Here is a 20,862-nt window from a genome sequence, read left to right as displayed (position 1 = left end):
AAAATCAAAACATAATGAATGATTACCGTTATCTGAAAGTCAATAAAGACTATATCATACTATTAACAATTTGGTTGATAGGATTACTGATAGATAGAACATGGTTTTTCTTAGATGAATCTATTCCATCTTATGATCAAAGCGCCCATTTAACAGGAGCATTGCACCATTATCGAATTTTTCAAAACCTGAATATTTTATCAGGTAATTGGTGGTTATCTCTGTGGGAATTAACCCCCAGTTATCGCGCTCCTTTTGTGTATATTTGTACTGTACCATTTTTGGTATTATTTGGTAGAGGTTATGATCAAGCGAGTTTAGTCAATTTATTATATACAGCTATAATTATTTTATCAGTATATCATTTAGGGAATTATTTATTTAAAAACCGAAAAATTGGCATCACAGCCAGCATATTTTGCTTATTATTTCCCATAATGGGAATTATGCGAACTGATTATTTATTAGATTATGGTTTAACGTCTATTGTCATAGCTACTTTCACCATTTTAACAATTTGGAAAGATAGTTATACTGGTTTTGTATCATGGATATTAACTTTGATATTGGGGGTAGGAATAGGGTTAATTATGTTAGCAAAACCCACAGGTTTTATTTTTATTCTTATTCCTAGTATCTACACATTAATTATTTTTATCAGCAACCGTAAATTTATTAAACTAATTCAAACAGGGTTATCTTTAATTTTAGCTTGGTTAATTTGTGGTTCTTGGTATAGTTTAAATTGGTTAACTATTATTACCTCTGCATTAAATGCTAATAATGTGGGAAAAGGAGAAGGTGATCCTGCTGCGACAACTATTGCTGGTTGGTTATATTATCCGCAAACTATCCCAGAAACTGTTGGTTTTCCGATATTATTTGTGAGTATTGGTATTTTGTTAATTTATCTTTTTAAATCTAGATTTAGTCAAAATGCAGTTAAAGATAATTTGGCTAAATCCGCTTTAAATTGGTTATTTATTTTTCTAATTGGTAGCTATGTAATTTGTTCTCTGGGGACAAACAAAGACATTAGATTTATTCTTCCTTGTTTTCCGGTAATTAGTTTAATTTTAGCTTACTTTTTTAATTTAATTGAAAATATCTGGTTTAATAAATTAAGATTAGCAACTTTTATAGTAAGTGGTATAATTTTACTAAATAATTTATTTCCTTTACCTCTAATTCAAGCTTATGGAGGAAAACATTTACCAAATAATGAAAGTAAAAAATATCCTCTTGCTGAATTAATCGAGAAAATTCATCAAACTACCCCATATTTAAAAACAACTTTAGGAGTAGTTCCCGTTTCTACACCCCAAGTTAATGAGTTTACCTTAGATTATTTCGGTACATTGGCTGATTTTCGCGTCTATGGGAGAAAATTAACCATGAAATTATCGCAAGTAGACCAAGATTTACAGTATTTATCTTGGTATGTCACCAAAGATAATGAACCAGAAGAACCGGGAGAAAAGGGAGAAACTAAACGCAAATTAAAATCTTTGATAGAAACTTCTCCTGATTTAAAATTACAAAGTGATTGGGTATTACCTCATGGTGATAAATTAAGATTATATCATCGGAAAAATCCTCAGATAGTTGTTGAAAAATTAATTAAAAAATTAAATAATGATCAGCATGATCAGAAATCAGTTACTTTAGAAAAAGTTATAACTGCTAATCAATTTATAATAGGTAAAAATAACTCCGTTACTTATCAAATAACTGGTTCATGGGATGAATTACAAAATGGTTTGTTACTATTAAAATGGCAAAATGGTCAATCAGCTTGGTATCATGATCATGGAATTGGTTTAGGTAATTTATATTGTGGTATAAAATGTCATCCCCAGGGAAATTTTCGAGTCATTGAGAATCTAGCTACATTTATTCCCCAGGAATTACCACTAGGAAAATATCAACTATCAGCATTATATTTAGATAGAATTACTGGTAAAATCACACCTTTAAATAGTTCTGATATAACTGTAAATGTTACAGACACAGGAAAATTAACAAAAACACCACCTTTAGATTTAGTTTCTCGAATGTCACAATTAGCAGTAGAATTACAAAATGGCAAGTTAGATAATATCTTTGTCCAGATAGATAATTTTAATCAATATGACGCGACTCAAGACTATTTAAAACAAATTGAATTTGCTGCTAATTATTACTTAAAAAATCAACCAAATAACTTAAATTGGCGTTATACTCTAGTGCTATCACAACTTTTACAGCGCGAAGCACCAGAATTAATTCAGAATTTAACAGAATTAACTAAATATGATGCAAAAAATCCTTATACTTGGCTTTATTTAGGAGTTGTTTATTTATATGACTTTCAACCCAGACAAGCCGAAAAGCAGTTAATAATGGTAGAAAAAATAAAACCAGATATCCCAGAATTAAAAACTTTAAAAACAGTGACAAATATTATGAAATTTCTCCCCTTAATTCACTTATAAAATATGAACAATAAACAATGGTTATTAGGGTTATTGGTAGCGTCTTTGGTTTTATGGTTAATGTTTCTGGGAAATTTACCTTTACGAGATTGGGATGAAGGTACTTATGCTATAGTTGCTAGAGAAATTTATCGTACTGGTAACTGGGTTTATCCTACTATTCAAGGAGATCCTTTTTTATTAAAACCACCTTTAATGCAGTGGTTAATTGCTATTTGCTATCATGGAGGAGGAATACAAGAATTTACTACTAGATTTCCGGGAGCATTTTTAACTGCGCTAGGAGTTCCTTTACTTTACTTAATTGGAAGGTTAATTTTTGCAGAAACTTTACCAGCTTTATTTTCGGCTTTGGTTTATTTAACATTATTGCCTGTAGTCCGTCATGGTAGACTAGCAATGTTAGATGGAATGACTATTTCCTTTTTCTTATTATTATTATTTTGTGTTCTTAAAGCGCGTCATGATAGAAAATATGCTGTTGGTATCGGATTTTGTTTGGGTTTAATTACTCTGACAAAGGGAATGTTAGTAGTAGTTTTAGCAGGAATAGCAGGTTTATTTATCATTGCTAATAAACAATTAGCTATATTTAAAAATCCATTTCTATGGATAGGAATGTTTTTAGGAAATTTCCCTGCTATTGCTTGGTATTTTGCCCAATGGCAACATTATGGTAATATTTTCTTAGAAGTGCATTTTCAGTCCCAAGCTTTTGATAGACTGGGAAAAGCTGTAGAAGGTAATACCGGTCCGATTTGGTATTATTTACTGGAAGTGATAAAATATGGTTTTCCCTGGTTGTTATTTTGGCCAGGAGGTTTATATTTAAGTTGGAAAAATCGTCATACTGCTTGGGGTTGTTTAACTCTCATTGGAACAATTGTTTATTTTGCCATAGTTTCTTTAATGAGTACCAAATTACCCTGGTATATTATGCCCATATACCCATTTTTAGCTTTAGCAATTGGGGCTAATTTAAGTTATATTTGGCAGGAAGAGAAGTTTAAAACTAGATTTTTGACGGGATTTTTTGCATTTTTAGTTATTATCGGTTTAGCAGGTTGTATTTATTTTAGTTTAGTTGATAAACAGCCATTGTTAATTGTTATGAGCATTATTTTAGCAGTGACTATGGGAATCACATCATGGTTTATTAATCAGCATAACCGTCAATTTATCCCGGTTTTATTTGCGGGAATGTATTTAGTTTTAGCAATGTTAATGAGTTCTCAATCATGGATATGGGAGTTAAATGAAAAATTCCCCGTTTTACCAGTTGCAGCATTAATTAGGGATAATATTCCACCAGGAACAGAAATTTATACTTCTTTTCCTGATAGTCGTCCTAGTTTAGACTTTTATAGTGATTGTAAAGTTATTCCTACATCTCTTGCAGATTTACAAGATAAGTTTGTTCATAAATTTTATTTGTTGGTGGATAATGACACCTTGCAGAAAATGAATTTAAGGGGGAGTAAAATTATCGGGGAATCAGAAGGTTTTAAATTGATTTCACCACTAAGCTAAAATGCACCTAATTTATATATTAGAGCGGGCAGGGATGCCCACCCCACAAGAATTAGACAGATATATAATGCAGAAATTCTATTTATTCTTGCACAAAGAGATACACATCATCGCGTTGATATTGTAAATTAAAATCAGAACGCTTTTTTAGTTCATTCCTCAAATTATGATAATCTTTCCTAGTCCCTCCCCAACCAGGATGACGAGTATTCAGCAGTATATAATGAAACTTATTTAATTCATTAATACTATATTTAAAATTAATCTCTTGTCTATGGGTTAAATGGGGAGTAATTACATCTGTAGTTAGAACACTATCTTGAGTTTTAATTAAAGATATTGCTTGTCTTGTAGCTTGCCAATTGTCTACAAAGTTAAGATATTTTGACATAAAAAACCCCCATTTGCCTAAAAATAAAAACCAAAATAAAGACCACAAAATAATTATTCTTCCTTGCTTTATCCATGCTTTATTGGCTGCTATACTGGCAATTAATGCTAAGATTAAAAATGGAATTGTTGGTAAAGAATAATGTAAAATTACATTTTTCTGTGAAGCATGATCAGCAAGTATATTTAATGCTATACAAGGAATTGCACCTATCAATGATGTCATATATTTGGGTATTAAACCCCAGATTATAGGTGCTAATAAGAAAAATAAATATTCTAGATTTATCAGAGTAAAAATGTGACCAAAAACAATTTGCGGTTGAGATAGGACAATTTGTAATGTTTCAGAAAATGACTTTCCTAAATAGCTATAGCGGTAAAAATGTCGGTTGACCAATGTTGCTTCGCTGCCGAAAAAAGGAATAATAATTTTGTTAGCAATTAAAAACCATGCTATACCACTAATGATAGCAATTACACCATACAAACGCCGCTTTTCAAAAAATAGTAACCAAACACCCATAGCTACTACTGTTAAGGAAAGTACCGCTTTACATCCTAATACTATCAGAACACTTATACAAAACCAAATTAATTTTCCTTTTCTCGCAGCTAAAACTGCTGTTAAAATTGCAGGAACAGCTATTGTATCTGGGTGAAAATCACACAAGTTGCTGTTATATAGGACTGGATATAGTAAGTAAACAATTACTATTGCTATTGCTTGATTTTCTTTCAAACCCGCTTGTATTGCCAGTAAATATGTAGGAAAAGCACCTAAAGACAAAGCAATAGACTGGACTGCAAACAACCAATAGACATGAGGATAAATTTTATATAGTAAAGCTATAGGATACAATATCCAAGCAGCATGATCAGCTAAAATGTGAAAACCAAGTACGGAGGAAATTGGCGGTTTTCCCTGACTAACTAAGTAAACTGTTTGATCAAAAAATGCTAAATCTCCAGATGAATTAAATAATTCATGTCTGATAATACTAGATATAAATAAAATTAAGGCACTAATACCGATAATTTTAATAATATTATTTTTGGTTAGTAATTTTTCCACAGTTGTTTATTTTTTATTATTAATGTTTAAGGCAAAATCCGTTTTTGATTTGGGGTAAATCATGTCACAATTCCGCACCACAAACCAAAGTGTAAAACCTAAAGGAATAGAAAACAACTGGATATATATAGGAGTTCCCAAATAACTAAAAAATGATGCCATTTGTACTGATATTGCTACCCAACGATATTCAGGAAAGTAAAAAGCAAAGATAATAGATAAAATATCTGTAGGATAAAAATATCTTTCGTGCATTTTGGGTAATAAATACGGCATAAAAAATACCGATATTGTCGCTAAATGTATGAGTCTATCTTGAGTTATTTCTAATTTACTTCTATAGACAAGATATGCTAACAAAAATATCGCAGTTACAGTTAATAGTAAACCTATTGGTACTACAATATTATAATAATCGTTAGGAATCCATTGATAGAGATTCGGTACACCTTTAGCTAGTTCTTTATATTTATGAGATTGTTCAAAATATACTAATAGTAATTCCTTTATTGGTCTACCAGCAATCCAAGCGGGTAACATTGCTGTTGTATATACTAAAGGAATTATTGGTAAATAAAACCAAGATATTCTTTTTTTAATCAATAAGATTAATAATAAAGGTGCTAAAAACATCGCTTGTAATTTAAACGAAAGTGCTACACCAAAACTTATTAATGCGGGAATTTGTTTGTGAATAGATAAAAAGTAAATACAGGCAATTAATCCAGTAGTATAAATAACATCACATTGTCCCCAAAGAGAACTATTATAAATTACGGTGGGACTTAATATAACGGCTAAAAATGCCCAATTTGCCATTCTACCTATAGGATATTTAAGCTTGACAATTTTATAAGTTAAAAATGCACAAATAAAGTCAACAGTCATGGCAAAAAGCTTGATTGCCAAAATTTTCGGTAATCCTGAAAGCAGGGTAGAAGCAATTAAAAGCCAGTAAAGATAGGATGGTGTATAATCGGCAAAACCATATTTTAAGGCACTAAATCCGCCATGAGATGCGATAAAATCATACCAAGGATCTAAAAAATATTTATAATCTACTGATTTATTAGGAACACAAATTAATCTGATTACTACAGCGAATATAATTCCAATTAACAAATATCCTAGAATTGGTAATTGGCAAGAGTTTAATATATGATCAAACTTATCTTTTATTGACTTCAATAATGTTTTGTGTGAATTATTCATGATTATTAATTATGATCCTTTTATCTTTGTAAATTGTATTCTAATAGAAATAGTAAATGCTGTACTATTATTGATTATTTACAAGTTTGACTATTATTGACATATTAAAATTTACCATATTTTGGTTGAATCTCTGATGCAACAGATGAAAAGTATTAGAAACTTAATAGATAAAAACTTAATCAATAATTATTACTGATATGTTAAACTAACAAACATCGCTTTCTGATCAAAAATATGCAATTAATAGCAAAGCAATATTACACTCCAGAGGAATATCTGGAATTAGAAGCAACTGCTGACTACAAAAGCGAATACATTGGCGGACAAATCATTGCTATGGCTGGTCTATCTATAAATCATAACCGCATCTCTTTGAATTTAAGTTCTGGGCTGAATTTTGCCTTTAGAAATCAGAATTACGAAGTTTTCATGGGTGATATGCGTCTATGGATACCTCAAAAACTAATATACACTTATCCAGATGTAATTATTATTGCAGATGAACCAGAATTTTTCAATAATCGGACAGATACAATCACAAATCCCCAGGTAGTTATTGAAGTTTTATCTCAATCTACCAAAGGTTACGACAGAGAAGATAAATTTGCAGCTTACAGGACAATTCCCACTTTTCAAGAATATCTGTTAATTGATCAAAACCGAATTAAAGTATCTAAGAGACAAAATTGTAGGCTGGGTAGAATAAAGTAAAATCGAACAAAGTGATGAAAATGTTCGGATTCCTTGCGTCAACCCAACCTACTGAATTAAATTTAATTGCTCTTAGATTCAGCATGACCATTACGAATAGACCATGCTAGTTCTAACATTTGAGTCCAGCGTTTTTGGAGTTGTTTAGGAGTACATTGAACAGATTTAGAGATAAGTAAATCACTTTGACAAGCAGTTTTCAACTCAAAAATTTGTTGTTGCTGTGGTGTAAGTTGATTCCAAAAAATATCCCATTGCTGAGAAGATAAACCTAGCTTATGTTCTAAACCAGCGCCTAACCATTGGTGAACTAATTGCCATTGGTGCTGTTTAGCAAACTTCTCAACGTGATATTTAAATCTTTGTTGTAAATAATCGCGTTGACGACTGGTTAAACCCAGAATTTGGTCAATTTCCGGTGCAGAGAGATCCTGAAGTTTAAGAGTCAGATAATCCATACAATCAGACTGTCCTTGAGACTCCAGATATTTCATTAATTCCGTAATTACCCGATTGCGTTCCGACTCCTCAGAAGGGTCAAAACCAGGTTTAGCAATCATTTGTGAGCGAATTTGCTGCACAGCCACATTCCGCTGATAAGATTCCGCTTCTTCAGTTTTCGCAGAATCTACAGCCATTTCAATATCTACAGTAGTTTCTTGAGGTTGACGACGGGCAAAACCTTGAGCGCGTAAAACAATTAACTGTTGATTAGCGCCACCGGGTAAATTAATCCGACGTTTGGCATACTGTTCTGTAAACGCCATATACTCGGCTACTTGTAGCTGCGTTCGCGGGGTGTAATCTTCAGGTAATTCAGTTTCCCGACGAAAAGCTTTAATAGCTTCGATATAAAAAGCTTGTAAAAAATCCTCAATGAGATTGTAACGAGCCTCAAACCCTAAATCTGAGCCACTAACAGCAACATGACGATAAACAATTGCACCTAAACTGCTATGTAATTCTATTCGTCCTTGTTTAGAACCAAGCTGATAGTAACGTAGGCATTTTTGTAAACGATGTCTTCCTAATGTAATCTGCCAAGACTGAATTTGTCCTGAGTTCTGAATACGGGAGCTTTTATCACATATCCGTTCTACTTCTTTGGCTATGCGCCCGACAACATCTTGTACACCAGAAGTGGCAACTTTAACTTGAGATTGCATCTCATGGGATAAAAGTTGTACTAATGTATTGCTGGTGGGAAGAGACAATTCTTCAAGAGAAATATAGCTATCAAGAGCAGATGTAGAATTAGGCAGATTGGCGATGTTAGCTTTCATGACTTTTCTATAAAATTGGTATTGCACCTTAACTCAAATGCAAATACAGTATTTAATATCACTCTCGTCTGTAAAAATCCTTTGAGGTTGATTCCTCAAACTTCACCAACTAGACGGTTGATATGTAAACACTGCGGTAAATTTCCAAAGTTAAGGGCTATGTTTTATCTGTCGCTTTGTTTTTAGCAACTAAATCAAAGATGGCATAATAGATATTCACTCTGGTGACAAATCGCCGAAAGCTTAGTCATGGCAGGATTGACTGATAGCCCGTGTGGCGTAGCCGTAATTTTAGGACTGGGGAGACAATTTTAGAATTGGAGACAGGTAATCTCAATGGGTGCTGCTGAGTCCAAAACAAGGGGTTGCATTTGTCAAGCTTTGTTGTTAAACCCAAGTAGCTGCGGCTTCCCAACCTAAACCTCTCCGAATAATAACTGGTTCTTCATTGGTCAAATCTAAAATGGTAGATACTTGATATGTAGGTTCTTCAGCCGTGTCAATAATGATATCTACCAATTTATCCAAATGGTCATATAAATCTATCCGTGACAAAATTGTTTGTTTTCCGTTCTCAGCTATTTCCTGATTTTCATCATTTGCTGTGACATGAGCCGAAGTAGAAATAATTGGGTTTCCTAAGGCTTGCATTAATGCCAAGCAAACCTTATGATTTGGCACTCGGATTCCTGTAGTTTTGCGTTTGGGACTTTGCACCAGTCGTGGTACTAGTTTGGTAGCAGGAAGCAAAAATGTGTAGGGACCTGGTATTAACCTCTTCATTATCCTGTAGGCTGGATCACTTACGAAGGCATAAGTCGCTACATTGGAAAGTGAAGGACACAAAAATGTCAGTGGTTTATCATTTGCTAACTGTTTGATTTGCCGCACTCGTTCCACCGCCGACTTGGCATTTAAATCACAACCAATTGCATAAACTGTATCAGTAGGGTAGAGCATGATAGCGCCACCTAATAGCGCTAACTTTATTTCCTCTATTCGGCGGCTTTGAGGATTATCAGGATGAATGGTAAATATTTTGGACATAATAGGGTTAGTAATGGGTAATTGGTAATTGGTAATTGGTAATTCACGTTCTACAACTGACAACTGACCACCGACAAATAAATTTATGAATAAAATTGCTTATTTTCAATGTCCAACAGGGGTTTCTGGTGATATGTGTTTAGGGGCGTTAGTTAGTCTAGGTGTGCCTGTGGAGTATTTGGTAGAAAAACTCCATAGTTTAGGAATTGAGCAAGAATATCGACTGTGGGCGGAATTTGTCCACCGTCAAACTCAACAAGCAACTAAGGTTCATGTGGATTTGCTTGATCATCACCATGAACATGATCACCACCATATCCGCCATTTACCGGAAATAGAGGAGATGATTCTCAATGGCAAATTACCAGGGCAGGTAGAAGCTTGGAGTTTAGCTGTTTTCCGACGCTTGGCAGAGGCAGAGGGGGCTGTTCATGGCATTGCACCGGAAAAAGTTCATTTTCATGAAGTAGGTGCTGTAGATGCGATTGTGGATGTTGTTGGTACTTGCTTAGGTTTGGATTGGTTGGGTATTGACAGCAATCAGCAGGGCTTTCCTTTGCTATACTGTTCGGCCTTTCCTACAGGGGGTGGTACTGTTCATGCAGCCCATGGACGAATGGCAGTACCAGTACCAGCGGTGTTAAAATTGTGGGAAATGCGGGGTTGTCCAGTTTATAGCAATGGTATTGACAGAGAATTGGTAACACCAACGGGGGCGGCGATTACTACTACCCTAGTGCAGGACTTTGGTTCACCACCGCCAATGACTATCAAACAGGTAGGATTAGGAGCGGGTTCTCTAGATTTACCCATTCCTAATATACTACGGCTTTGGTTTGGTGAAAGTGAATCTTTACAGACTGATAACTCCGATTTTACGGAATATTCCCCAAATTTAGAAACGATTACTGTTCTAGAAACTCAAATAGATGACTTAAATCCTCAAGTATTCGGTTATGTATTTGAGGCTTTATTTGCTGTTGGAGCATTGGATGTTTTCACTCAAACCATAGGAATGAAAAAGTCACGGACTGGAATTTTATTAACTGTGATTTGTCATTCCGAGAAATTAGCTAGTTGTGAGGCGGTGTTATTTGGAGAAACTAGCACTTTGGGGATTCGTCGTACTACTCAACAAAGGTCAATTTTACAAAGAGAAATGCAAAAAGTGGAAACTATTTATGGGACAATATCAGTAAAAGTGGCATGGACAGGAAAAGCTAGAGAAAAGGTAATTACTAATGTGCAGCCAGAATATGAAGATTGTGCAGTTTTAGCACGACAAAATAATATTCCTTGGCGGGAAATTCATCGTTTGGCTTTAGAAAGTTGGTATTTAAAATATCAAAATTAACAAGGTATATAGAATTAAATACAAAATGGGCGGGCTAGAAGCCTAACCCACAAGAGTAATATATATATTATTGTGTATTGTTCCTTAAATACAAAATGGGCGGGCTAGAAGCCCACCCCACAATAGTAATATATATTATTGTGTATTGTTCCTAATTTTTAAAATACGGAATTCTACATATTTCCAATATTCACAAATAAAAAATGAAAAAAATTGTCCGGTGGTTGATTCTAGGGGGAACGCTGTTTTTTTTATTAAAAGCCTTCAAAGATAATTGGTCAGGAGTTAGTTCTATTCGGATTAATATAACTGGTTGGTTAATATTAGGAAGTGCTACGGCTGTAACTTTATTAGCACATATTTGGGCGGGTTGGGTTTGGACTTGGGTACTAAAGGAGTTAAATCAATCTGTATCGTCCATTGAGTTTATTCAAGTTTATTTAAAAACGAATATTGCTAAATATTTACCTGGGAATGTCTGGCATTATTATGGGCGAATCATGGCGGCTAAAAATGCTAATATCCCTACAAATATTGCGACTTTAAGTGTTTTGTTAGAACCACTATTAATGTTAGCAGCAGCTTTAATTATTATTGTTTTGTTTGGTGGTCAAATTGTTCTTGATCATCTGAAATTTAATTTAATTATTCTGCAATTATTGGGTTTAATAATTGTTTTGTGTATACTTCACCCCCGATTTTTAAATCCAGTTATTCAACTTTTAGACAGGTGGAAAAATAAAAAATCTCCCGAAAAGAATCAGTTAATAGATAGTTTTATAATTAAAAATTATCCTCTAAAAGCCTTATTAGGGGAAATAGTTTTTTTAGGGTTGCGTGCTTCTGGATTTATTTTAACTATCATAGCGTTAACTTCTGTAAATTGGGAGCAAATACCCTTATTAGTGGGGGCTTTTAGTTGTGCGTGGGTATTGGGGTTAGTTGTTCCGGGTGCACCAGGTGGTTTAGGAGTATTTGAAACCATAGCCATATTACTATTACAATATCATTTTCCAGCGGCTTTAGTGATTAGTGCGATCGCTATTTATCGTCTCATTAGTATCTTAGCAGAAACCACCGGAGCAGCCATAGCTTGGTTATATCAAAGAATTAACCATAAAAAAATTCATTCTTAACCTCCGTCCTCCGTGCCTCTGTGGTTCGATAAAATATCTTTAAACCGCAGACGCACAGAGTGAAAAAAGATATTAATCTCCAGTAATAGAAAGTTCACTCACCCAAACTCTGGGAGCAACTCCTCCGGGTGTTAATTCGACCTCTTTCTCCACATAAACAATAGATTTCAGAAGTTCCAAAAAATCACCAGCTACCGTTGCAGACTCAATACTAATTTTCTCACCTTTATTAACTAACCAACCATCAAAAGGTAAAGAAAAAGAACCTTGTAAAGATTTAACACCCGCATGAAGAGCTTGTAAATCATCAATTAAAATCACATTTTCTGCAGTTTCTAAACTCAATTCTTGTTGAGGAGTTCCTGCTGCAAAAACATGATAAAAATTAGGACTGACACTGACTTTCGCGCCAATACTAGCATTACCTGTAGGCTGAGAATTTAACCGTTTAGCAGTTCCCGCACTATGTAAAAAGCTAGTTAAAATACCCTTTTCTATTAACTTAATTTGTCGAGTAGGAGTACCTTCACCATCAAAACTTTCTGCACCAACATTAGCAGGGTGTAGAGCATCATCATAAACTGAAAGTAAAGGTGAAGAAATTTCTTTACCAATATCATCAGTTTTCGATAAACTTTGATTATCAAGAATACTTTGGGCATTAAATAAATTAGAAAAAGCACCCAACAAACTTAAAAAAGCTTCAGCAGAGAAAACTACTTGATATTTACCAGTTTTGATTTTTTCATAATGCAAATGACTGATAGTTTTCTGGGCAGTTTCCTGAATACAACCAGCAATATCTAAATCAGCTACACTTTCCTTAACTCGATAAGCTCCAGCGCTGCGAGGTTTCTTATTTTCCTCTTCAGTTTTGCTGTACAAATAAATAGAAGCTAAAGAATGAGATTCAGTTCTTAACGCACCTTCACTATTGAGATAGAATCTGTCAATATCTCTTTGTGCTAACCCATTATAAGGCACACTGGTAATAGCTGGATGAATTGCCATTAATTCTTTTTCTGCTACTAATAGTTTTTCTATTAATTCAGAAACAGGTGCTTGCAGGGCTTTTTCTTGATGTTTATTAGGAATAGGAATTGTTGCTTCTGGACTAAAATCAGGAACATTTTCTTTAACTCCAAAAAAACTGGCTTCATAAGCTGTTTTTAAAGCTAATTCTAATCCCTTATAATCTACATCTGTGGTGCTGGTAACACCCATTGTATTTTCTTCATTCCAAACCCGAACTGTTACCCCAGAACGATTAGAAGCTTTGACTTGTTTGGGTTCACCTTGGTCAACTTGAACGCTGGTATCATCTACGGTAGAGCCGTAAATATCGAATTTTTTAATACCGAGTTTGGCGGCATTTTCTTGAGCGTAGGTGGCGATTTCTTGGATCTTTGTCATGATGAATTAATTTGTGAATTTTGACCGCAGATGAACGCAGATAAACGCGGATGATATGGATGGTTTATCTGTTTTTCATCTGATGATTTTTATCTGTTGTTTTTATCTTCCGCCAACGGTAATAGAATCAACCTTAATATGGGGTTGTCCAACTGTGGTGTAAATGCTGCCGCTAACTGAACCACAAAAGCCGGGAGCTAGTTCTAAATCTTGGGAACATAGGGAGATTTTATTCATGATTTCCTTAGCTTCACCGATGAGGGTAGCACCTTTTAATGGTTTGGTAATTTTGCCATTTTCTATTAGGTAAGCTTCATCAACACTAAAGTTAAATTGACCTGTTGCTCCTACACTTCCGCCTCCCATTTTCTTGCAATAAATGCCTTTATCAACGGAGGAAAATAGGTCTTCTGTTGTGTGTTCACCACAATCAATGTATGTATTTCGCATCCGACTAGCGGCTGCAAAAGTGTAATTTTGACGGCGGCCACTGCCTGTTCTGGGGTGTCCGGTACGTACTGAACCGGTTCTATCAGCTAGGAAGTTTTTGAGGATGCCTTTTTCAATTAATAATGTTCTTTGAGCGGGCATTCCTTCATCGTCCATGTCAATAGTTCCAAAGGCATTATCAGAACGTCCTTCGTCCCAAGCAGTCAGGCTTTCATGGGCGATTTTTTCACCTTTTTTATCAGCAAATGGTGTGGTTTTGTGTTCAATTTGGGTGGTTTCTAAAAGGTGTCCACAGGCTTCATGGAAAATTACGCCGCCAAAATGATTGGCCATGATAATGGGGTAAGTTCCTGATTCTACGTAATCTGCGTACAGCATTTTACCAGCAGATTCCGCGATTTGTTCGGAGGCTTGTTGATAATCCCAGGTTCTCAGGAAGTTAGCGTCACTGGTATTACCCGCCCGTTCAGCAATGGAGGAACGGTTAGCACCGTCAGCACAAAGCAGGTTAAAGCCCACGGACTGAGTGAGGCGGATATCACGGGCAAATGTACCATCACTGGCAGCAACTAATACTTCTTGCCAATCACGGAAGTAGGAAGCGCGGCGAGATTGGACGTGGGTAGCTTTTTTGTTCAGTTGGGCTGTACCATCAAGGAGAACTTCTCCCATTTCGCGGATAGAACTACATAAGGGTAGCCAAGCGTCTTTACCGCGTTTGCTGGCGTAGTCCCTGAGTAATTCCAGGTTGATTTCGGGAATGAAGCCACTAGGACCTGGTAATTGTAGTCCTAAAATAGAAAGTGCTTTTTCTAAAGCTGCTTTTAAACCCGCAAATGTGAGGTTATTGGTGCTAACGTAGCAGTCAGCTTTGCCGCGAAATACACGCACTCCTGCACCGGTGGCTAAACTGGGGGAAATGCTGGTAATGGTGTCATCTTCGGCTAAACAACTGATGTAGTTGCGACGTTCTAGGAAGTATTCCACAAAGTCTGCCCCGGCTGCGCGTCCTAGTCCTAAAAGGGTTGCCAGGGGGGCTTCCCAAGTGTCATCGAAGCGTTCTGTGGTGGATGAATATTGTAAAGTGGGGAGTTGATTCGAGAGAAGTAGGGTGTTTGTAAGCATGAAGTGCCTCGTCTGCTGGCGTTATCTACAGATGTAACTGAAATAATCCTGGTATGTTCAGTCTAACAAATCTGTGAAAGTCTTTGTTGGCAGTTAGGCTGTAGGGTTTTCCGCCATATTGTCTTTTAAGATGTGATCAGTGGACATTCTAAGCCAGATAATGATGTGATCTAATTCCGATTTTATGTTAATGTTGGGTTGGAGTATTGCTGTAAAACATAGTTAATTCTCACTTTTTGTAACTTTTTATTTAAAATAATTGCGTAGTTACTAGACTGACTAATATACTGGAGATATTTATGACCCTTAAACTAATATCCGCAAAAATTAAAAATTTTAAAAGCTTAGGAGATGTAGATTTAAATTTCAGGGATCTAACGATTTTGGTAGGACCTAATGCTAGTGGTAAATCAAATTGTTTAGAAGCACTAGGTTTTCTCAGTACACTTTTAAAAGCTCAAACACTACCTCCTGTAGAATATATGGACAGAATATTAAGATTGGAAGAAAAAAAAATAGATTATGAAATTTCTATAGAAGATGATGAAAGTAATAAAGCAGAATATAATGTTGTAGTTAGTCTCAGCGAAAATAATACTTTTATTGATAAAGAGTATCTCTTAGTTAATAAAATTGAAGTAATTAATATTATTAATGGCAAAGGAGAAGTCAAGGACGAAAATGGCGAAAATTGTCAGCAATACCAATCTTCTGAGGGTGATGGACTCGCATTAACAGATGCAGGTAAATATGGTCATAAACCTTTTACAAAAAAGTTAGCAAGCGATATAAAAGATTGGAAATTTTATGATGTAGATCCTGATAGTGTCAGAGCAAATTCTAGAAGCCCAAAGAGAAATATTATAATCTACGAATATGTACAAAGTGATGAAATAATACCCAGCCTTAATTCTAATGCTAGTAAAGCCCAAACAATTTTACAATATTGGGCTAGACATGATAAAAATAAGTTTGATGAAGTGAGTCAAGAACTCTATAATTGTCTAAAAATCAGGTTGGATATCTTAGAAGATGTAGAGCCAACTATTACAGTTACAGTTATTGAAGAAGACGGTAAAAAAATAGCTTTATCTAATATGTCAGATGGGACTCTGAGATTGATAGCTTATTTTATCATGCTTTATGAGTCTGATGTTCCAACTCTCATTAGTATTGAAGAACCTGAGAGAAATTTTCATCCTGGTATTTTACAAGATATTGCTAGCATGATCAAAAAGTTATCCAAGAGAACACAGGTGATTTTTACAACCCATAGTTCTCAATTATTGGATTGTTTTTCTCCTGAAGAAATATCATCTGACATTTCGGTAATTCTTTTGAGTCAAAAAGGAGAAATTGGAACACAAGCTTGTTTATTGGATAAATTAGCAGAAAACCGAGATGATCTTTCCGATTGGATGAATGATTTTGGAATAGGTAGCGCGATTTATCATAGTCACTTAATTGAAGGAGTTTTTGCTGGTTAATATGCCTAGTGTTCGTCTTTGGGTGCCGGAATCTGATCATGATAGTAAAGCAGTTGGCTATATTGCTAACAAAATAGTCGCGCTTTATGGTGGTAATATAACGATCCAACTTGCCACTAAACAGGGTTTTAATACAGCTACAAATCCAAAAATTCAAGATGGTTTAAAGAAGGCAGTTGATAATTATTTAAAAAATGATGATTTAGTTATCTTTTTACTAGATTCCGATGGGACACAATCGCAAAACCAAAGACGTAGGGAAAGAAATTCTCTGGTTAATCGAATTGAAGAAGTTGTTAAATTGTTTGAAGGTGAAGGAAGAGTAAAATTTTTTCCGATGGTTCAAGAACTTGAAGCTTGGTTATTAGTTGATTATTTGGGTATATGCTGCTTTTTTACCGAAAATACTGATCATCGAAATAATAGAAAATGGACAGACTTTGCTAATAGTAAACAGCGTGGACTAACAGATTTGATAGCAGAAGCTGAGTCAGGTGGAAGGGGTGCAAAAGAATGTTTAGTAAAGGCATCACGGGAAATATTAATTAAGCATAATCCTAATCTCACAGATAAACATAAAAATTTGAAAGCAAGTCAATATGAAGAAAGTCAATCATCTAAAATAGCAGAATATCTTGAAATTGATTATCAAACTCTGAGAAGAAATAAATCCTTGTTAGATTTTGCAACCTGTTTACACCAGTTAGATGCCTATTTTTTTATCTTTATTTTTTAATCCTTCCGCTTCCCATAGTACAATTTGTTCACGAAAAGCAGCCCAAGGACTTTTTTCGTCGGCCGCATAAATCATAATTTCGGCGAATTTTTCTGATGTTATTCTTTTACTATCTGAATTTGTAGTTTTAGCTTGAGCAATATGATTTCCTGTTTCTATCACTGTGGCTAATGGAAGTACCAAGGTTGTTCCTTTTTCAATTTCTGTGAGAATTTTCTCATTAACAAGTTCAAAGTCCCATTTATTATTACCAGCAGTTTCTTTACCTGGAACTTTTAACCAGACGCACAATAAAGATGTATCTATTAATAAAACTTTTCTCATATTTTTAATTATTCCCCATGAGACTCGTTTGCTGGCGTTATCTACAGATGTAACTGAAATAATCCTGGTGTATTCAGTGTTGGTATTTAGTAGGGTTTTCCGCGATATTGTCTTTTCAGATGGGATAACTGAGCATTCTAATTAAGATAATGATGTGATCTAATTCTGATTTTATGTTAATGTTCCGTTGGAATATTGCTGTGAAACTATAGTTAATTCTGACTTTTTATGACTTTTTATTTAAAATATGAGACAAAAAATTAATTTATAAAAATATAAAAACGTAAATACCCAAATTATTAAATAAATTGGGTATTTCAGAATTTACAAATTATTAAACCTCCTAGATATCAAATAGGAAATTGATAGATAAGCACCTTTCCTTGCCAATTTTCCTCTACAAATACAAGATAATCATCATTATTCCGACGGAAAGCCCGGATACCATAGGGAATATCAACCCAGCCACTTTCTTTACCAACTTCTGCACCTGGAGTCATCTTTTTCACGAGTTCTCCTGTAGCAGTTTTGTAAACATATACTTCTGCGGTTTTCACACCCACTGCAAATACATAATCACCTGCTATACTCATGGCTGCAGTAGCAACTAGTTCATTGCCTGTAGTGTCGTAAGGAACGACAGTTCGCCATTTGGGCGTGCGATTTCCTTGACTCCAATTATCGAAGCGAGCAATTTCTGATCCTATGACTTTAGCATCATCAGCAAATGCTGGATGTTCAAGGGTAAAACCTGACAAATACATAGTATCTGTTTCGGGAAAATATTCAATTCTTCGCAAGTCCTTAAAAATATTAGGAGTCTTGATTTTTTCCATCGAATTATAGGTATAAATGGGATTTCCTTTAGTATCTAATCCCTGTAAAGGATAATGCCGAATACCATCTTCAATTCGCAAAGTTTTCCACACATCTCCTTTGTTATCTACCCACCAACCACCGATATAAGGATAATCTTCCGTACTATCATATTCATTTTTATCAAATGCACCATTACCATTAATATCGCGCCAAATCCATTCACCTTTTGCGGGTTGATAGGGTGGCCAATTACCATGAACAGATTGTTTTCCCTGATCATTAGTACCAACAAACATCCCCGATGGAATTGCAATTTTACCATCTGTATTTGGTTGAAAACGATAAATTTGCAAAAAGCTATTGAACATATTTGTTAGGAATAAAAAAGGTTTTCCTTGAATACGTCTCACAAAAGTTCCATCTGGTGATGTATGTAGCCGTGGATCTTGAGCATATTTAAAGGGATTGACTGTGTAAGCTTTATAAGTCCACTGTTTACCAGCAGGTTTGTTATAATCCATTGCATATTGTTCTTGTTTCGTAAATATATTTACGCCATCTGTTTGTGGATCAACATCTGCATTATCTACAAATATTAATCCTAGTAATTGCCATTCTATTTTTCCTGATGGAGAAAATTTTCTTAAATCTGTTCCTGATTTATTAAAACCATTATTATTCACATAAATATTACCTTGATTATCTGCACCAACTCCTGTAATACCATACAACTTTGATGTTTTTACTTCTCCAGGTACACCACCAAAAATACCTTTTTTATCACCAAGGCTATCTACACGAACTGGCTGATTATTAATATTATAAATTACCAGTTGTTGATTAATACCATTTTCTGCTACTAATAATCTACCAAAATTATCAATGGCTAATGCTGATGGTTGATCAACATCTATAATTTCTTGAGGTAGTTTTTTACCGGTTTGAGAATAATTGACTATTTTTCCAAATGTAGTACCTTTCTTATGTTGAATAATCCACAAACTACCTTTTTTATCAATGGTAATTTGTCCGGGACTATTAAGGCTAAATTTATTGATTTCTGCCATAGTTTCGGTATTATAAACCCGAACAATATTTTCCCCAGCATTGCTAACAAATAGCTTGTTATCTATCGTTGCTATTCCTGTAACTTCATTTTTTTTGCTGGTAATTAACATACTTTTATCCCAGCCATTTCCTTTTTTAAAAGGTACAGGTTTTCCTTTTAAATCATAACGTCTAACACAGTACCAAGTTTCTCCTGGATCAGGATAATCTTCTTTAATTTGATCCATTCCTCCTTGAGTCATGGAAATATAAATATATTTGCTATTTACTGTTATAGCTTTACCACCTAAACGATTCCAACCATGTGTATCTTCAAGAATAAAAATTGGTTTACCATCTTTATATACTCCCGCTTCGCTACCAGCTTCATCCCAAACACTATTTGTATAAATTGTCCCGTCATCTTTGACATACATTCCTTCAATATTATTTTGTACTCGTAATTTACCATTACCAATCGTATTTCCTAACCAAGAAGTAATATATGTAATTTCAGGAGTTCTGATGGTTTTGGATTTTTTACTTGTAGCTAAATCCATTGTCATTCCCCAAAATGTCACGACTAGTGCACAGGTTAAACCAAGTAAAATATTAAAAGTTATTTTCTTTCGCCAATATCTACTGTAAAATAAATTATGAAGATATTGATAAAGTTTTTGGCAAGTTTTACTAATCTGCATAAATAATTTGTTGTGGAAGTGTTTGTTTCAATTAATAAGCAATAGATTGTTATTCATTTTGATCTATTCTTTACAAAAATCTTGCTGTAATCTGCCTTTTTAATTTTTGATTTGTCCTCTCTAACTGGCTTTTAAGTTATTACTCATAAGTTAACAAGGAAATTTTATTCCGCATCTGATTTTATGAAAACTTTATTAATAAAATATACTTTCAAAACAAATAAATTATACTTAATATTGTTAATAATGCTAATTTCTAGATAAAATTGTTACTTTTTTATAAATAAGATAATCCTGAGAAGTGTTGAATGTTAAGAAAAGCCTGATAAAAATAGCCCAAAATATGTTAAATTTTGGGCGAAGGATTAAAATATTTTGATTAACCATGATCATAAACTCATTTCCCAAGATTGTCAAAAATATCCTGGAAGGCAGAAATGTTGAATGTCGTTACAAAACTTTACATATTTAAGTATACTAGTATTATCAAGGGTAAAAATGTCAACATTTCATAATATCTTCCATCCAATGAACATAACTGATTT

14 protein-coding genes and 1 pseudogene are annotated in these 20,862 nt (G+C 34.3%); 7 read left to right on the top strand and 8 right to left on the bottom strand.

Annotated elements, in window-relative coordinates:
• The first annotated feature begins 14 nt into the window (after window positions 1-14).
• Both H6G44_RS10750 and H6G44_RS10745 read left to right on the top strand, forming a co-directional pair.
• Window positions 15-2,474, top strand: coding sequence for a hypothetical protein (locus H6G44_RS10750; RefSeq protein ID WP_190386572.1), 2,460 nt, complete (start codon window positions 15-17; stop codon window positions 2,472-2,474).
• Between the two features lie 3 nt (window positions 2,475-2,477).
• Window positions 2,478-4,004 (top strand): ArnT family glycosyltransferase, encoded by a 1,527-nt coding sequence (locus H6G44_RS10745; RefSeq protein WP_190386573.1) that lies wholly within the window; start codon window positions 2,478-2,480, stop codon window positions 4,002-4,004.
• 82 nt (window positions 4,005-4,086) lie between these two features.
• Here the strand turns inward: H6G44_RS10745 and H6G44_RS10740 are convergent, their stop codons facing one another.
• Window positions 4,087-5,469, bottom strand: coding sequence for a DUF2079 domain-containing protein (locus H6G44_RS10740; protein WP_311138791.1), 1,383 nt, complete (start codon window positions 5,467-5,469; stop codon window positions 4,087-4,089).
• A 6-nt stretch (window positions 5,470-5,475) separates the two neighbouring features.
• Window positions 5,476-6,681, bottom strand: a complete 1,206-nt coding sequence (locus H6G44_RS10735) for a hypothetical protein (protein WP_190386574.1) — start codon at window positions 6,679-6,681, stop codon at window positions 5,476-5,478.
• Between the two features lie 237 nt (window positions 6,682-6,918).
• Here H6G44_RS10735 and H6G44_RS10730 point away from each other — a divergent pair.
• Window positions 6,919-7,362: pseudogene (locus tag H6G44_RS10730) on the top strand (Uma2 family endonuclease); the annotation flags it as partial.
• Window positions 7,363-7,457: 95 nt separating this feature from the next.
• Here the strand turns inward: H6G44_RS10730 and H6G44_RS10725 are convergent.
• The gene (locus tag H6G44_RS10725) at window positions 7,458-8,678 is read right to left on the bottom strand and encodes a HetZ-related protein (RefSeq protein WP_190386576.1); all 1,221 of its coding nucleotides are present in this window, start codon (window positions 8,676-8,678) and stop codon (window positions 7,458-7,460) included.
• Window positions 8,679-9,065: 387 nt separating this feature from the next.
• Entirely contained in the window at window positions 9,066-9,725 is a 660-nt protein-coding gene (locus H6G44_RS10720) for an L-threonylcarbamoyladenylate synthase (RefSeq protein WP_190386589.1), read from the bottom strand.
• A gap of 85 nt (window positions 9,726-9,810) precedes the next feature.
• On the opposite strand from H6G44_RS10720, the gene larC reads away from it, so the two are divergent.
• Together larC and H6G44_RS10710 are read left to right on the top strand one after the other, a co-directional pair.
• Window positions 9,811-11,079, top strand: coding sequence for a nickel pincer cofactor biosynthesis protein LarC (gene larC / locus H6G44_RS10715; RefSeq protein WP_190386577.1), 1,269 nt, complete (start codon window positions 9,811-9,813; stop codon window positions 11,077-11,079).
• 203 nt (window positions 11,080-11,282) lie between these two features.
• A complete protein-coding gene (locus H6G44_RS10710) occupies window positions 11,283-12,215 on the top strand; it encodes a lysylphosphatidylglycerol synthase domain-containing protein (RefSeq protein WP_190386578.1) in 933 nt (310 codons plus the stop codon).
• A 72-nt stretch (window positions 12,216-12,287) separates the two neighbouring features.
• On the opposite strand, the gene H6G44_RS10705 is transcribed toward H6G44_RS10710, so the two are convergent.
• Together H6G44_RS10705 and H6G44_RS10700 are read right to left on the bottom strand one after the other, a co-directional pair.
• A complete protein-coding gene (locus H6G44_RS10705; RefSeq protein ID WP_190386579.1) occupies window positions 12,288-13,628 on the bottom strand; it encodes a TldD/PmbA family protein in 1,341 nt (446 codons plus the stop codon).
• A gap of 102 nt (window positions 13,629-13,730) precedes the next feature.
• Window positions 13,731-15,203 (bottom strand): TldD/PmbA family protein, encoded by a 1,473-nt coding sequence (locus tag H6G44_RS10700; protein ID WP_190386580.1) that lies wholly within the window; start codon window positions 15,201-15,203, stop codon window positions 13,731-13,733.
• 299 nt (window positions 15,204-15,502) lie between these two features.
• On the opposite strand from H6G44_RS10700, the gene H6G44_RS10695 reads away from it, so the two are divergent.
• Entirely contained in the window at window positions 15,503-16,690 is a 1,188-nt protein-coding gene (locus H6G44_RS10695; RefSeq protein ID WP_190386581.1) for an AAA family ATPase, read from the top strand.
• Window position 16,691: 1 nt separating this feature from the next.
• Window positions 16,692-17,426 (top strand): hypothetical protein, encoded by a 735-nt coding sequence (locus H6G44_RS10690; RefSeq protein ID WP_190386582.1) that lies wholly within the window; start codon window positions 16,692-16,694, stop codon window positions 17,424-17,426.
• Here the strand turns inward: H6G44_RS10690 and H6G44_RS10685 are convergent.
• The gene (locus H6G44_RS10685) at window positions 17,394-17,750 is read right to left on the bottom strand and encodes a hypothetical protein (protein WP_242031718.1); all 357 of its coding nucleotides are present in this window, start codon (window positions 17,748-17,750) and stop codon (window positions 17,394-17,396) included. The two genes, H6G44_RS10690 and H6G44_RS10685, sit on opposite strands and share 33 nt — an antisense overlap.
• Before the next feature lie 350 nt (window positions 17,751-18,100).
• Window positions 18,101-20,317: a hypothetical protein gene (locus tag H6G44_RS10680; RefSeq protein ID WP_190386583.1), complete on the bottom strand. Its 2,217-nt coding sequence runs from the start codon at window positions 20,315-20,317 to the stop codon at window positions 18,101-18,103.
• Window positions 20,318-20,862: the final 545 nt, after the last annotated feature.

Source organism: Aphanizomenon flos-aquae FACHB-1287, assembly GCF_014698755.1.
GTDB lineage: Bacteria > Cyanobacteriota > Cyanobacteriia > Cyanobacteriales > Nostocaceae > Dolichospermum > Dolichospermum flosaquae.
The sequence above is the reverse complement of the archived record's forward strand: the minus strand, read 5'-3'. Positions and strand labels throughout refer to the sequence as shown.